The sequence below is a fragment of the candidate division WOR-3 bacterium genome (assembly GCA_039801725.1).
Taxonomy (GTDB): domain Bacteria; phylum Hydrothermota; class Tepidihabitantia; order Tepidihabitantales; family DTDR01; genus DTDR01.
This window is the reverse complement of the sequence record JBDRVE010000035.1, coordinates 1-15,694: the sequence shown is the minus strand read 5'-3', so window position 1 is coordinate 15,694 and position 15,694 is coordinate 1. Positions and strand designations below refer to the sequence as shown.

The following is a 15,694-nucleotide window of genomic DNA, read 5'->3' as shown; positions in this document are numbered from 1 at the left end:
AATACCGAAAGACCACATTTTGGCTATGGTATGAATAATTTAACTCCTTTAGAAAAACTCAAATCTTTAGGATTAACTCATTTAAATGAAAATTTTGCTAATTTTCCGGTTATTATTTTAGATTATTATTCTCCTGATTATTGTCACCTTATGGCTGGTAACGATGTCTTAACCAATTACATAAATGTATTAAACAGCTATTAAAATAATGATTTAGATAATTTCCGAAATAGAAATATCAAATTAAAAAAGTGGTAACCTTTTGGGGTGTTTTTACGTCTTATATATATGGGGGAAATATATGATAAAATATGGCTATCAGTTGGTTAAAAGATATTATAACAAATATCATTGGATAAGGAAGTTATTAGATAATGATAATTTAAAATCCAAAATGGAGGTGCTATCGACGTTTGATTTTTTTCACTAATAACTAATTTATATATTTTATAAAATCTATATTAATAAAACAGGAGGATTCTATTTTCTATTGAGAAGGGAGCAGTATAGGAGATAGTATAGATTTTGATTTTCATTGGTTATAAAGAGATAATAATAAGCAATTTTTTTAATAAGAATTTCAATTTTATAAGATTTTTATGTTAATATTTAATATTTTCTTTCTTTTTGGTATTAAATCAAAAGGACGGCGATAATACCGACAAGGAAGATACCATCAAAGACACCAGCACCGCCAATTGATAAGATTGAGTAGTTTGTTTTTCTTATCTTTGATAGGTTTAATAAGTCAGCGCCAATCAAGACACCAAGGACACCGGAAATATAAGCAACCGCTGAAGGATTTGGCTTGCCAAAGATTAAGGCAAAAATGGCAGAAAATATTGGCGGAATTATTGCCGGCATAACAATGCCAATGCCAGGAACAGGTCTACTTAAATATTTGCTTATTAAAATCATTAAAAAAGTACAGATAATTACTGAAAGAATAGATACTTTTGATAAAAGATATAATGAAAGTAATAAAGGCATAATACAGCCACCAAAATTTATCGCAATAATTTTTTTCTGATATCTTGGTAGGCGATAAAATAAAGAAAAAGGATAGGGAAGATAAAAGTCTTCTTCTCTGTAAACTTTTTCTTCAATAATCGGAATATTTATTCCACTACCGATTAGTGATAATAGAAAAAATAGAAAACCAAATTCTGGTGATAGACCTAATTTTTGGAAGGAGATATTAATAACTCCCAAGGGAACAAGTAGAAAAAATAGAGGAAAGAATAATAAAAAGAGAAAAAAGAGAAGAGAAAAAGGTAAAAAGAACATTATTTTAGTTTGATTACTTTTATTTTTGCTTCTTTTAACATCTCTTTGGATAGTTTATCAGGATAATCTTCTTTTATATAAATCTTTTTAATTTTGGCATTGATTAACATTTTGGTGCAGGTAATACAAGGATGGTGAGTAGTATAAATTGCTGCGTCAGAAACATTTATACCAAAGGCAGCAGCCTGAATTAAAGCATTCTGTTCAGCGTGGATTCCTCGGCAGATCTCAATTTTCTCACCAGGTTTTAGTTTTAACTTCTCTCTTAAACAACCAGTCTCTTCACAATGGGCTAAACCACTTGGTGCACCATTATAACCGGTTGCTAATATTCTTTTATCTTTGACTATTACACAGCCAACCTTTCTTCTTAGGCAAGTAGAGCGTTCGGCGACCATTTCGGCAATTTTCATAAAATACTCATCCCAGGATATTCTTTTATTTTTCATTCAAGAATTCCTAAACAATAGCCAATGTTTGCCTTTTTGTTCTTAACTGGTTTTATTTTACCATTAACCGAAGTAGCAATTGTGGTAACTCCTGGACCATGACCAGCAATTACACAGTTAGAATGGACGACAACACCAATAGAGATTGCTCCTTTTTTAAGACAGCGACCATAACGGTTATCAGTATCAATTAAGGCAACAATATCACCAAATCTTAAATCTTCTAAGCCATATTTTTTTATACTCTCTTTATCTTGGGTAGTAATGTCATAATCGCCAGAAGAAGTAGCAATACTTCCTAAACCACTGCCCATAATTGCCGGCGGAATGATATGGGTAACCGGAAAATATAGTATTCCATTTTTTACTTTTAAACCAATGTCAACCATTCTTTCCAAAAGTTCTGGATCTAAATTATAAAATATAACATCATCTAAACCTTCAATTTTTAATCCCTGACCCCTTGCCTTTATCTGGATTTTATCACCGATTATTAGTTTTTCTAAAATATCATCAGAAAAATATACTAAAATATGCTCAATTCCACCGTGTTTACCAGTAACATAGCCTTTACTTCCTTTGGCATCACCACTAACAACTATTGCTTCATTACCAATACAAGCATAAGTATTTAATGCCCGATTTTCATTTTCGTCTTTTAATTTTATTGATACTCCTGGTTCAATATGGTCACCAATCCAACCAAAGGCTTTATCACCAACTTTTACATTATAAGTTATTCCACCAGTTCCCGGAAAAGAAAATAATTCTCCCTCGTGACTTACGGTATAAGGAAATCTTCTTATCGGCATTGAAATTTCTCCAATAACGGAAATTATTGGTAATCTTTCTTTATTTGTCTTAATCATTATACCTCCTTTTCTTTAAAATATAAATAACCCTCTTTTAATGCCTTTAAATTAATTTCAGTAAATAATTTTTTATCTTCTTTTAAGATTTCTTCTAAATCTGAGATATTTAAATAATCTTTCAAGTATCCTGTTAAAAAACCAATAAAAAATAGATTAGCAGGTAAAGTAGTATTAAAGTTTTCTAAGCAATATTGAGTAGCAGGAACAGGAATATGTTTGCCAATATCTTTTATCTCTTTTACTAAGGTCTCATCATAAAATATAGTAGTTTCATTTTTAATTAGATTTAAATTATTATCATAACCAATTTGTGATAAGGCACAGAGAATATTTAACTGGCCAACAAAGGGAGCAGGAATAAACTCTTTGCTTATAATTATCTGGACTTCTACACAACCACCTTTTACCTGTGAGCCATAAGAAGGAATGACACTGGCATTATAATTTTTTAATACCGCTCCTTTGGCAAGGATTTCACCGGCAACAACAATCCCTTGACCACCAGTACCGCTAATTTTTATTTCTAAATCTTTATACATATTCACCAATAATAATTTTATTTTTCAATTCTTCTTTGTTTAGACTTTTTGCCTTCTCATAAGAGATAATGTTTTTTATAATAAATTGATAGAAATCATAAAGGGTAGGCATTTTGTTTCTTCTGCCATAATGGGTAACGCAGGGCGAAATAACATCAATAAAACTAAAACCATTAATTTGGAATGCTTTTTGGATAGATTTTTTTAATGGTTTAGTATGAAAAACAGTATAACGGCAAACAAATTCGGCGCCACAACTTTTTACCAAGGCACATAAATCAAAAGGTTCTTCGGGATTTCCAAAAGGAGAGGTTTCGGTGATAATATCTTTTGGTGTTGTTGGAGAAACCTGACCACCAGTCATTCCATAAATACTATTATTTACACAGATAGTAATTATTTTTAAATTCCTTCGGGCAGTATGGATTAAATGATTGCCGCCAATTGCTCCTAAATCACCATCACCACTAATTACCATAATTTCTAAATCAGGTCTGGTAATCCTGATACCGGTAGCAAAGGCTAATGGTCTGCCGTGTAAAGTATGTAAAGTATCAGCCTTAAAATGGGGACTTGGTATCCAAGCAGCACAACCAATTCCGGAAACAAAAACAATTTTTTTAATATCAATATCTAATTCATCAATTGCCCTTAAAATAGTTTGTAATAAAATTCCATGACCACAACCTGGACAAAAAGGAGTAGGGAAAACTTCTTCTCTCAAATATTTATATAATTTTTCACTCATAAATTTTTTATAAAATTATAAATTTCATAAGGATAAATCGCTTCCCCTCGAGTTTTAAATAAGCCAAAAATTTCCTCTTTATATTTTTTAACTTCTTCAATTAGTTGTCCCTGATTCATTTCGCAAACAATAATCTTTTTCTCTTTTATTAAATCCTTAATCTTTTTTATAGGGCTGGGCCAAAGAATAACTGGCCGGAAAAGTCCAACTTTGATATTCTCTTTTCTTAACATCTGGATTGCTTTAAGAGCACTTCGGGCAACACTGCCGAAAGCAATAATTAAATAATCACAATCATCAATAAAATATGTTTCATATTTTAAAATTTCTTCTTCACAATTTTTTATCTTTTTTATTAAATGGGAAGTAAGTTTTTCCTGAGAAATAGGGTCAAAGGCTTTCCTTACCCCCCATTCATTATGGGTGGAACCAGTTATTAAAAGATTTGCGCCTTCGCCAAAAGAAGGCATTGGCGAAACTTTGCCATCTCCTAAAAATGGTGGTTTATTTATATCCTTTTCTCTTTCATAAATTATTACTTCTTCTTTTATCGTTAATGTCTCCTTTAAATGGGCAATTATTTCGTCACTTAAAACTATTGTTGGCACTCGAAATTTTTCGGAAAGATTAAAGGCTTCAATTGTTAGATAATACATCTCTTCCACTGACCAGGGAGCAAGGGCGATAATTTGGTAATCACCGGAAGCACCCCATCTTGCTTGCATTACATCACCTTGGGCTGGTCTTGTTGCCTGACCGGTTGCTGGTCCTTGCCTTTGGACATCAACAATTACACAGGGAGTTTCGGTCATGATCGCATAACCAATTCCTTCAAGCATCAAAGTGAAACCTGGTCCGCTTGTTGCGGTCATTGCCTTTATTCCACTCCAAGAAGCACCAATAACTGAACAGATAGAAGCAATCTCGTCTTCCATTTGGATAAAATACCCATTAACTTCTTTTAATCTTCTTGCCATATGTTCCATTATTTCCGAAGAAGGTGTTATTGGATAGCCGGCATAAAAGCGACAACCACCAGCCAGAGCTCCTTCGGCACAAGCAATATTTCCTTGCATAAAATATTTTCCTGGTTTTAATAAAGATTTAACTCTTCTTATCATCCTTTATAATAGTAATTACTAAATCAGGACAAAGTTCTTCACACAAAAGACAACCAATACAGTTTTCTTCCTTATCAATCTTTACCTTCTTAAATCCTCTTGGATGGTATTCATTAGAATAGGTATATACCTTTTTGGGACAGATATTTATACAAAAATAACACCCTTTACACCATTCTTCACGCAATTTAATTTTAAACATCTATTTATTTTAATATATCTAAATTGAAAATTCAATTAGATTAATTATAATATAAGCAATGAAAGAAGAGATAATTACTGTTTATATAGAAGATGAAATAAAGAAATCCTATTTAGATTATGCAATGTCCGTAATTATTGGACGGGCATTGCCGGATTTTCGTGATGGGTTAAAACCAGTCCAAAGAAGAATTCTTTATTCAATGTATGAACTTGGTCTTTTTTCTAATCGTCCTTTTAAAAAATCAGCAACGGTCGTTGGCGATGTTTTAGGTAAATATCATCCCCATGGCGATATGGCAGTTTACGATGCTTTGGTAAGAATGGCACAAGATTTTTCAATGCGTTATCCATTGGTTCAGGGACAAGGAAATTTTGGTTCTATAGATGGGGATGCGCCTGCTGCCTATCGTTATACTGAAGCACGATTGACGCCATTAGCAGAAGAGATGCTTAAAAATATAGATAAGGACACTGTTGATTTTGTTCCCAATTTTGATGCCCGTCTTAAGGAACCGGTTTTATTACCGGCAACATTTCCCAATCTTTTATTAAACGGTGCTTCGGGAATTGCTGTGGGAATGGCAACAAATATTCCGCCACACAATTTTAAAGAGGTAGTGGATGGACTTGTAGCTTTAATAGATAATCCCACTCTCCCTGATAAAAAACTTTTAGATTATATTAAAGGACCAGATTTTCCTACCGGCGGAATAATTCTTGGAACCGAAGGAATAAAAGAAGCCTATCTTACTGGTAAAGGTAAGATTATTGTTCGGGGAAGAGTGAAATTTGAAGAAGCCAAAGGAGGAAGAGAAAGGATTGTAATCACAGAAATTCCTTATCAAGTAAATAAATCTGCTTTGATTGAAAAAATTGCTCAATTGGTAAGGGAAAAGAAAATAGAAGGAATAAGCGATTTAAGAGATGAATCAGATAGAGATGGAATAAGAATAGTTGTTGATTTAAAGAGAGATGTAAGTAAAGAAGTAATTTTATCTCAATTGTATGCTCACACACCTTTGCAAGAAACCTTTGGGATTATCTTTTTAGGAATATTAGATAATGTTCCTAAATTAATGAATTTAAAAGAAATCTGCCAAACCTTCTTGGAATTTCGTTATCAAACCTTTTATCGCCAGACAAAGTTTGAATTAAATAAGGCAGAAGAGAAGGCACATATCTTAGAAGGTTTTAAAATTGCTTTAGATAATATTGATAAAGTGATTAACTTAATCAAATCTTCTAAGGATACTGAAAAGGCAAGAGAAGGTTTAATGAAAAAGTTTAAATTAACCGAGAAGCAGGCGAATGCTATTTTAGATATGCGTTTGGCAAGATTGACAAGTTTAGAAAGAAAAAAGATAGAGGATGAGTATTTGGCAACAATAAAAGAGATTTCCCGTTTAAAATCCTTACTTGCCTCTCGACCAGCAATAATGCAAGAAATAAAAAAGGAGTTGTTAGAGTTGAAAGAAAAATATGGTGATGCGAGAAGAACGGATATAATTGAAGGAAAAGTAGAAGAGGTAAAATTAGAAGATTTGATTGCCGAAGAAGATGTGACAATCTTAATTACTCATAAAGGATATATCAAAAGAATGTCGGTCTCTTCTTATCGGAAACAGAGTAGGGGAGGAGTAGGAAGAAGTGGAACAGAAATAAGTGAAGAAGATTTTGTTGAACATTTAATTACTGCCCAGACAAAAGATTATTTACTATTCTTTACCGATAAAGGTAAATGTTATTGGTTAAAGGTTTATGAGATTCCCGAAGGTTCTTTTCAATCAAAAGGCAGACCAATTGTTAATCTTTTAGAATTAGAAAAAGAAGAAAAGATTGCTGCTACTTTATCAGTGAAAGAGTTTAATAAAAAGAACTATGTCTTTATGATTACTGCTTTTGGAAAGGTTAAAAAGGTCTCTTTAGAAGAATTCTCTAATCCAAGAAAAACAGGAATAATTGCCATAAAACTGTTAAAGAATGATTATTTAGTAGATACCTTTATTACTAATGGCAAAAATGAGATTATGGTATTTACCAAAAAAGGACAGGCATTAAGGTTTTCTGAGAAAGATGTGAGAGAGATGGGAAGGAATGCAGTCGGTGTTACTGGAATAAGATTAGAAAAAGGTGATGAAGTCTGTTCTGGAACAATTATTAAAGAAGATGAAAAACTATTATTTGTAAGTGAAAATGGATTTGGTAAATTAGTGAGTTACAAACTTTTCCCAAAAAGGAAAAGAGGTGGCAAAGGAGTTGTTGGTATAAAGATAACCGAAAGAACAGGAGACTTAGTAAAAGTAATTAGTGTCAAAGAAGAAGATGAAATAATTATTGGTACTTTAAAAGGAACAGTAATAAGACTAAAAGTATCGGAAATCAAAGAACTTTCAAGACAGGCAAGCGGTGTGAAACTTCTTACCTTAAAAGAAGAAGACAAAGTAATTGATATTGCCAAGATTATAGGTTCTTAATTATTAATGTAGTAGGAGAAGGTATTTTTTGAGATTATCTTAAAGTTTTATAATTTTAATAATTTTTCCTCTTTGTTTATCTCTGATTATATAAACTCCTTTTCTTATTCTTTTTAAAGAAATTTTATCTTTCTTGGCTTTTATGAGTAATTCGCCTGATACATTATAAATCTCAATCTTATCGGAGTTCTCTAAAATAGACATATCTAAAAAAGATTTTATGGTAGAAGATTTTTTTATTTTCTTACCTTTGGAATTATCTTCTTTTAAAGACAGAATAATTGTATCACGAATAACATAAAGGGAAGAATCAAGTTGGTCAGCAATATAAATCTGATGGGTATTTGGATTTCCTGTCATTCCATACCGATCCCTAGCCAACCTTCCAAATCTTAATTGGGAAATTATTGAATCATTTTTGCAATCTATCACACTAAGTATATTATAATCTGTCACAGCGGTGACTACATATAGTCGGTTACTCCATTCGGCAAGATACATATTTGCTAAATCAATTGGCTCTGTAATCCATCTAATTATTGAATCTGTTTGGCAGTCAATTACTGCAATACCATATCCTGCAAGATAAACTTTATCTTCCTTTTCATTATAAATGTTTCTTATATTCCAAAGTCCTAACTCCTCATCATATATTCTTATTAAAGTATCGCCACGGGTGCAAATTGCTGCTGCTCTTCCTCCCCAGTATGAAGTTATATATAATTTTCTCTGAATAGAACTATAAACAGCATGTGCTGGTACCCATACACGGGTAGAAATTATTTTAATTAATGAATCCTTTTCACAATCTATTACTCCTACAACATCTTCTGCACTTCCACAATATACTTTATTACCGATTGAATCCCAAAAAACAAAGCCACTCAACCAATATGGAGATTGAGTTATTATTTTGATTATTGTATCGTTTTTACAATCAATAACTACTATAGAGGTATCTTCTGATACATAAATTTTGTCATTTTTTGAGTTATAACATATTCCCTCCAGCCTTATTGCCTCAATTTCTATAATCTTTATTATTGAATCTCTCTTCACATCAATAACTATTAGGCTCTCAGGACTTGGATTAAAACCACAGTATAATTTATCCCTTTTCCAATTATATGCGCCATGCGCCGCACCCCTATAATCAGTAGGTATTGGAATTACTTTTTTTATTTGATAAGTAGAACAATCCATTACCCAAAATTTTCTATCACCACTCCTAAAAAAATTTATATAAAGTTTATTCCATTTAGGAATATAAAATAAGTCTCCTACTTCTTTATTAAACCGAATCACAGTATCAATAATTTGGGAATTAATTATTAAAGGTAAAATTAAAAATAACATTTTTTTCATAAATATAATTTAATAAGGGGGCTGAAAAAGCCCCCTTTCCTTTTTAATGCGTTATTATTATCTTAATTCTTTCCTTCTTCTCTTTTGTGTTAATTATAAGGAAATAAATACCCGGAGAAAATTTTTTTTCATCTTTCTTATCCCAAATTAGCTGGTACTCTTTCTTTTCCATTTTTCCTCTAAATAATGTCTTTATCTTTTTTCCGTAAAGATTATAAATTGAAATTTCTCCGTAAGAAGGTTTTTCAGAAGAATAAAAGAATACTATTTTGTTGGTTATAAGCGATTGTCCACCCTCAGTCAAAGAATCTTCTTCCTCATCAGAAGAACGATGATATACCAGGAAATTATTTTCACCACCACCAATAACTAAATAAGGATCCTCTCTTTCCCAATCAAATGTTATTGAAGCACCGGCACCCAATTCGTGGGGTATAGGATCCTCGCTTGGGTACCACTCGTTTTCGGGTACGTGGTAAATGCGGTGATGTGGGAGAGTGCCGTCGGGGTCTCTGGGTGCCAATGTTGCTAAAAGTCTTTTCTTCCAGTACGGGTGTCTGCCTTGGTAACAAGACGTGAGCGAAGCTCCAACTTTTTGGCCAATACGCGTAGAATCTACCATAAACCAGCTATCTTTGTGCACAGAATAACAATAGAAATGCTTTCTCGGACGTTGTCGGGAACCGCCAATTAGACAATAAATACTTTCCGCATAGGTAGTATCCTGCTCGCGCATTTTAAAACGATGATAAGCAATTGAACCACCAACACCAAGGCTCTCTGGAACTGCTCTTTTACGAATCACAGGACCTATTATTTGAAATTTTTTTGCCGAATCCCAAATAGGTGAAACATCGGAGCAGATGCGCCAATAATACACACCGGGAGAAAAAATCTTTTTAGAATTATAAATATTTTTGTCAGTTGTAATATCCAATATTGGTGAAGAAAAATCTGGATTTTTGTCTACTTGGAGGTAATAATAATTAGCGTTTGGTATAGTTTCCCATCTAAAGAAAATTTTCATAGCGTCTAATACTCCGTTATCAGGCGGAAAAACCCAATCACAAGCAATTGCTGTATCACAAACAACAGGCGAGAATAGCTGTTTAATAGGAAGACAATAAAAGTTACCTGTCATATTTCCTTGGGTAAAATATAATTCACCAAGAGTTATCACATAACACCAAAGGGTGGGGTCCCAATAAATATAATTAGTTGGTCTGAATGTTATTGAAGCACCATGTCCTAATTGATTGTATGGTATACCTAATTGAAAAGTTTCCCACGTACCGGATGCTCCCGTATCAAGACTAAAAGTATAAATAAAAATGTTTGCTTGCGTAGGACATGTCCGAGCTAAAACAAATACGTGTTCTAACTTAAATAACCTATCGCCCCACTGAAACTCATTTTTACCATAAGTTATCGCTCCTACTGAATCCATCGCACAAGGAAGAGAAGTTCGAAGTATCCAGCGGTTTTCCTCCTCTCTCCTGACATTAAAAGAATAAAAATTATTTCGATACATCCCTACTATTGCAAAATATGCTCTCTTCCGTAAGTAATCCCACCACCCCAACTAACTCCAACCGGAAGATGTGGTTTTCCAAACCATCCAGCAAAAGATATTGAAAATATTATTAATAAAATTAAAATAAAAACCAAACTTTTTACTTTCATTTCTTCCTCCTTTTTATTTTAAAAGATATTTGTATAATTTCAATAATTCCAAGCATCTCACTTATAAGTGTAACCATGAAAAAAAAAGTCAATAAGAAATTATATCTTTTAGAAATTAATTTTATCCTTAATTTTCAATGCTTTTTAAGATTTGGAAGTTTTTACCAATTTTTATTAAAGGAAGGGGTTAAAAAAAGTGGTAACCTTTTTGGGGTTTTTTACGTCTTATATATAGAAGGGATATGTTATGATAAAGAAGTTCTTTTTAATGATTAAGGGAAATTTATTAAGAACAAAATTTAAAATGGAGATGCTTAGCGGATTTAGTTTCCTTTAATTAATAAATAGAACTTTTATATATTTTCTAAGAGTTATCTTAATTAAATAGGAGGGATTTTCTTTTTATTAAAAAGGGAGCTGTATAGGAGATAATATAGTATTTAATATTTTTTACACATAAAAAGATAGCAAAGAAAGATAAGGTAATTTAAAAGTGTGATAGTAAATCAATATATTTGTTATATTCTGTCTTAGAAGAAAATTATTTAATAATTACAAATTTTTTCTCTCTCTTTATGAAATATATACCTCTTTTTATCTTTTTGCTATTTTTTATCTTTCTACCAGTAATATCATAGATAATATAATTTTTCTTTGTTAAATTAGAAAGATTTTCGGATTGGATATTTCTTGTTTCCTGTTTTCTTAAAGCAAAGGTTGAATCAAGATTGGGAAGACCAATCCAAACCCAGAATTCATTTTCATTTTTACCTTTTAGTAAGAAAATACCAAAACTATTGGCAACGATTGTTCCGCTTTTGCTATCCTTTTGATAAGGACCTTTTGGAATTGTTTCTAAGGGAAGCCATTTATTAGTATAAGGATTAAAACACCAGAATTCTCTTGTTGAGCCACCTTTTATCGCATAGATAATATTATCCTTTATTGCTAAACAACCACCATCTCTTACCTTCTTCTTTTTCTTTTCTACTGGATGTTCAAAAGGCAAAGGAGGTAGAGATTCCCAAGTATCTTTTTCTATAAGATAACGGAAAAAGAGGTTGGTTGTGGCTTGTAATAGATAAATAGCAGGAATACTTTCACAAGTAATCAATGAACTTCCTTCTTTAAACCCTTTTTTAGCAGGTGGTTGTTTCAAAGAAGACCAAACTTTGGTGGCTGTATCAAACACCAAAATTTCCTTGGTATTGTTACCTTTTAAAAGATATATTTTCCCATTATAAAATGTCAAATCTGCTCCTTTCTTTACATTTTTATCACCAATAATTTCTGGCAGGATTTCAAAATTTTTGTTAAAAATATCATAACGCCAGAATTCTTTTGTATTGTTTCCTTTTATGATATAAAGATATCTCTCACCATCAAAAACAATTGAGCCACCATCTTTTACATTTTTACTTTTTGTCGGTAAATAGGGGATAGGGTTTAAAATCTCCCAGAAACCAGTATTAATATTATAACAATAAAAATCAGGAGTATTGTTCCCTTTTAAAGCAAAAATCAAAGTATCAAAAGCAACCGCCATTGCGCTTCCCTTGCCAACTTTCTTTTGGCTCGGTAGAGAAGGCATATCTCTTAATAGATGCCAATATTGAGAACCTTTATTTAAAATGAAAAATTGGTTTTTAATATTATTATTTATTGGATTTACATCACCATCCAAATTAACAAAGCCATAAGTTCTAAAATTTCCTGAATCATTAATTGATAGAGATGGAAATTGAATTACTTTCTCTTCGTTCGGTGAAATGTTTGAGACATAACTGGAATCGTAATATAAAATTTGATTATTCTTTTTGATTTGGAAATAGAGATAGAAAGAGATATTTATTTCACCATTATTTATAATTTTTAATTGAGGAATTATCTTTTGACTTGTATCAAAAAGAATTACTCCTTTTGGTGAAACTATTTCTTTTAAAATAATATCAACTTTACCAATGGTGAAAATTTTAGAGAGGGTATCATTTTCTCTTATGGTATCGTCAATCAGATTTAATGAGAAAGTTATTAGATAATCACCTTCATTTTGGAAGTTATATTCCTTAAAACTTACATTTATCGAGTCTAAGCCACCGATACTTTTAAATTGAGAATCAACATAAATTCTTTGGTTATTGTTATCAAAAATTTCGCAGAAGGCTTTAAAAGTGTGGTAAGTATTAAAATTGTTTTTTACTTCAATTTGGGGAGTGATAATTCCTTTTATATTATATCTTTTTGGCGAGATAATTTTATTTATTCCAATATCATAAGGTTGGGTTGTTATGTAAAAGATTTCAGAATTACTCATCCGGTAATCATAGAAAACAAGATGAAGATAGTTTGAGTTAATTCCGAAAATTTTTGGATAATAAACCGAACCATTTGGGTAGTTATCCGGAATTTGAATTTTTTCTTGCCACACACCATTTTCTTTTACTCTTAACCATATTTTATAATAAGAGATATTTTCTTGTCCAAACCAAACAAGATATATTCTATTATTGTTATCAAAAGTGAAGAATGGATAGAAACGATAGCGATTAAAATCTTCATTAGCACCAGCAATGGTATCAACATTTTCCCAATTGCCATTATTGCTTTTATAACGATAATAAATTCGATAATAAATACTCCTTTCTGGATGATAACCATACCAGGCAATGTGAATGTTATTTTCTTTATCAGCAATAATCGTTGGATTATATTGGGCACGAGAAAAGTTTTCGGAAATTAAAATTACTTCTTCCCAGTTATTATTATTGTTTCTTTTCCGATAAAAAATTTGATCGTTAGAAATCCCTTGTTCTCTTCCTTCCCAAACAATATGAACATTATTATTTTGGTCAATAGCAATTGCTGGATAATATTTATGAAAATTGCTTGTTGTTAACATAATAGTCGGCTGCCAACCGCTTTCATTTTTTTCTTTATAAAATACCTGATAAAAAGAGTTATAGATTTTACAATAAGTGATTCCAATTCTACCATCAGGAAAGATAGCAATTGAAGGTGGATAGATAAAATTTGGTGAGGAATCAATGACTTCACTTTCGGTCCAGCGTGAAGCACTTTTTATTTTGTATCTTAAATAATAATAATTATTTTTAGAAACATATATTAAATGGAGGTTATTTGAAGAATCTAAAGCGATTGCCGGATAATAAGCAATTTCGTTCTCTTTATCGCTTACACAATAGTTATCGCTAAACCCTGTTTTAGGTGAATAAAATTTGTAATATATTTGGGGAGTAGGATAATTTAAATAAGGAGTATAATCATACCAAATAAAATGGATATTAGCATTATTATCAATTATTAAATTGGTGGTATTGTTAACTGATAAAAAAGAGGAATAATAATTATTAGAGATATTTATCGGTATTGTCCACCTTGAAAAAATTTGAGTAAATAAGGTTAAAAAAATTAATCCCCACCGCATCCTTCCCCTCCTTTTTATTTATTAAAATAATTATAACTTAAATTTGGGAATTAGTCAATATCTCATTGATAATATTTTTTGCTATCTCTTTTTTATTATTTAAAATCTTTTTAATCTCTTCAAAATAAGACTGGTAATTGATTTTATTTTCTAAAATTTCTTTTGCTTTTTGATAGATTATTTCTAATTTCGGATTAATAAATTCTAAAAATACCTTTTCTTTTAACAAAATATTTGGTAAGGAGAAATATTGTGTTTTTACTAAAAATTTGCCAACCAATAAAGTTAAAAAAGAAGGAAAATAGATGCTAATAAATGGTCTATTTAAAAGGGCAATTTCTAAGGTGCTCGTTCCCAAAGAAGTCAATACCAAATCCGAAATAGAAATTAATTCATAATGGTCTTCGTAGACTATTGGTATGTTTAAGAGATTATCTTCTTTATAACTTCTTAAATTTTTTAGCCCTAAAATAAAGGGTTTTATTTTGAAATCTTTATTTAATTCTTCGTAAACTTTTAGAAAGAAAGATAAGTTCTTTTTTATTATCTCTTTTCTTGAACCGGGCATTAAAATTAAAATTTTTTCATCTTTTATGTTATATTTTTCTTTAATCTCTTCTTTTGTTAAATTTGTTTTTACAATTTCTAACAAAGGATTTCCTAAATAAAATGCTTTTATTTTTAACTTCTCATAAAATTCTTTTTCAAAAGGAAAAAGACAGATTATTTTATCTACATATTTTTTTAAAATTTTATATCTAAATTTTCCCCATACCCAAATCTGGGGTGGCGCAAAATAGACTATTTTTAATTTCTTATTTTTAATTCTTTTTATTAAAGGAAGATTAAAACCAGGAAAAGAAATGGGAATAAAAATATCCGGTTTTATTTCTTTAATTTTTTCTACAATCTCTTTTAAATAGGGGAGAAGAGAAAAAGACTTTTTTATTCCTTCATAAAAGCCAACCACTGCAAAATTTTTGGTATCCAGTAATAATTGAAAATTACCTTTTAGATTTTCTTTATTGCCAATTACATATAATTTAATTTGGGGGTATAATTTATTAAAATTCTCTATTAGATAATTTAAATATAAATCACCAGAAGGTTCACCAGAAAGAAAAAGTATTTTCAAATAATCATTTTAATAATGCCTTTGGTGGTTTTTTGATAAGTCCCTTTTTCATCAGGAATTGGATTTCTTTTCTTGCTTCTTTGATTGTTTCTAATGCCTTTTTATATAAACTATCTCTATCCATTACAATTCTGGCAACTCCTTGTTCAATTGCTTTCATTCCGACTGCCGCCGCTTCCCGCGGAAATACTTCCCAATCGTCCATTGTCGGAATTAGATAATCCTCTCTTAAACCTCTATCTTCGGCAACTTTTGCCAATTCTTCAGCGGCTGCAATACACATTTCGTCAGTAATTGTTCTGGCATTGACATCTAAAGTACCTCTAAAGATACCAGGAAATCCTAAGGAGTTATTTATTTGATTAGGAAAAT

The 15,694-nt window shown here is 31.0% G+C and carries 15 protein-coding genes; 2 read left to right on the top strand and 13 right to left on the bottom strand.

What is annotated here, in order from left to right:
• Positions 1 to 204, top strand: a 204-nt coding sequence (locus ABIK75_06905) for a hypothetical protein (protein ID MEO0090811.1), incomplete at its 5' end; no start/stop codon positions are given.
• Positions 205 to 633: 429 nt separating this feature from the next.
• On the opposite strand, the gene ABIK75_06900 is transcribed toward ABIK75_06905, so the two are convergent.
• The 7 genes from ABIK75_06900 to ABIK75_06870 are packed head-to-tail and all read right to left on the bottom strand — an operon-like array spanning position 634 to position 5,218.
• Positions 634 to 1,287, bottom strand: coding sequence for a DUF1614 domain-containing protein (locus ABIK75_06900; GenBank protein MEO0090810.1), 654 nt, complete (start codon positions 1,285 to 1,287; stop codon positions 634 to 636).
• Positions 1,287 to 1,736 (bottom strand): cytidine/deoxycytidylate deaminase family protein, encoded by a 450-nt coding sequence (locus ABIK75_06895; protein MEO0090809.1) that lies wholly within the window; start codon positions 1,734 to 1,736, stop codon positions 1,287 to 1,289. The genes ABIK75_06900 and ABIK75_06895 overlap by 1 nt, the downstream gene beginning before the upstream one ends.
• Positions 1,733 to 2,605, bottom strand: coding sequence for a DUF4438 domain-containing protein (locus ABIK75_06890; GenBank protein ID MEO0090808.1), 873 nt, complete (start codon positions 2,603 to 2,605; stop codon positions 1,733 to 1,735). The genes ABIK75_06895 and ABIK75_06890 overlap by 4 nt, the downstream gene beginning before the upstream one ends.
• Positions 2,605 to 3,147, bottom strand: a complete 543-nt coding sequence (locus ABIK75_06885) for a 2-oxoacid:acceptor oxidoreductase family protein (GenBank protein ID MEO0090807.1) — start codon at positions 3,145 to 3,147, stop codon at positions 2,605 to 2,607. The genes ABIK75_06890 and ABIK75_06885 overlap by 1 nt, the downstream gene beginning before the upstream one ends.
• On the bottom strand, positions 3,140 to 3,895 hold the full coding sequence (locus ABIK75_06880) for a thiamine pyrophosphate-dependent enzyme (GenBank protein MEO0090806.1): 756 nt from the start codon (positions 3,893 to 3,895) through the stop codon (positions 3,140 to 3,142). Before ABIK75_06880 ends, ABIK75_06885 begins: the two co-directional genes overlap by 8 nt.
• Positions 3,892 to 5,016, bottom strand: a complete 1,125-nt coding sequence (locus ABIK75_06875) for a 2-oxoacid:acceptor oxidoreductase subunit alpha (GenBank protein ID MEO0090805.1) — start codon at positions 5,014 to 5,016, stop codon at positions 3,892 to 3,894. The genes ABIK75_06880 and ABIK75_06875 overlap by 4 nt, the downstream gene beginning before the upstream one ends.
• Positions 5,000 to 5,218: a 4Fe-4S dicluster domain-containing protein gene (locus ABIK75_06870; protein MEO0090804.1), complete on the bottom strand. Its 219-nt coding sequence runs from the start codon at positions 5,216 to 5,218 to the stop codon at positions 5,000 to 5,002. Before ABIK75_06870 ends, ABIK75_06875 begins: the two co-directional genes overlap by 17 nt.
• 58 nt (positions 5,219 to 5,276) lie before the next feature.
• Between ABIK75_06870 and gyrA the strand changes: the two genes are divergently transcribed.
• Entirely contained in the window at positions 5,277 to 7,694 is a 2,418-nt protein-coding gene (gene gyrA / locus ABIK75_06865) for a DNA gyrase subunit A (protein MEO0090803.1), read from the top strand.
• 39 nt (positions 7,695 to 7,733) lie between these two features.
• Here the strand turns inward: gyrA and ABIK75_06860 are convergent, their stop codons facing one another.
• The 6 genes from ABIK75_06860 to ABIK75_06835 all read right to left on the bottom strand — a co-directional run.
• Positions 7,734 to 9,059 carry a hypothetical protein gene (locus ABIK75_06860; protein MEO0090802.1) on the bottom strand — a complete coding sequence of 442 codons (1,326 nt, stop codon included), beginning with the start codon at positions 9,057 to 9,059 and terminating at the stop codon, positions 7,734 to 7,736.
• 43 nt (positions 9,060 to 9,102) lie between these two features.
• A complete protein-coding gene (locus ABIK75_06855) occupies positions 9,103 to 10,590 on the bottom strand; it encodes a T9SS type A sorting domain-containing protein (protein MEO0090801.1) in 1,488 nt (495 codons plus the stop codon).
• 5 nt (positions 10,591 to 10,595) lie between these two features.
• Positions 10,596 to 10,742: a hypothetical protein gene (locus tag ABIK75_06850; protein MEO0090800.1), complete on the bottom strand. Its 147-nt coding sequence runs from the start codon at positions 10,740 to 10,742 to the stop codon at positions 10,596 to 10,598.
• Between the two features lie 541 nt (positions 10,743 to 11,283).
• On the bottom strand, positions 11,284 to 14,187 hold the full coding sequence (locus ABIK75_06845; GenBank protein ID MEO0090799.1) for a hypothetical protein: 2,904 nt from the start codon (positions 14,185 to 14,187) through the stop codon (positions 11,284 to 11,286).
• A gap of 37 nt (positions 14,188 to 14,224) precedes the next feature.
• Positions 14,225 to 15,322, bottom strand: coding sequence for a lipid-A-disaccharide synthase (lpxB, locus tag ABIK75_06840; GenBank protein MEO0090798.1), 1,098 nt, complete (start codon positions 15,320 to 15,322; stop codon positions 14,225 to 14,227).
• Between the two features lie 4 nt (positions 15,323 to 15,326).
• Positions 15,327 to 15,694 (bottom strand): malic enzyme-like NAD(P)-binding protein (locus tag ABIK75_06835; GenBank protein ID MEO0090797.1); only part of this gene is annotated, 368 nt, incomplete at its 5' end.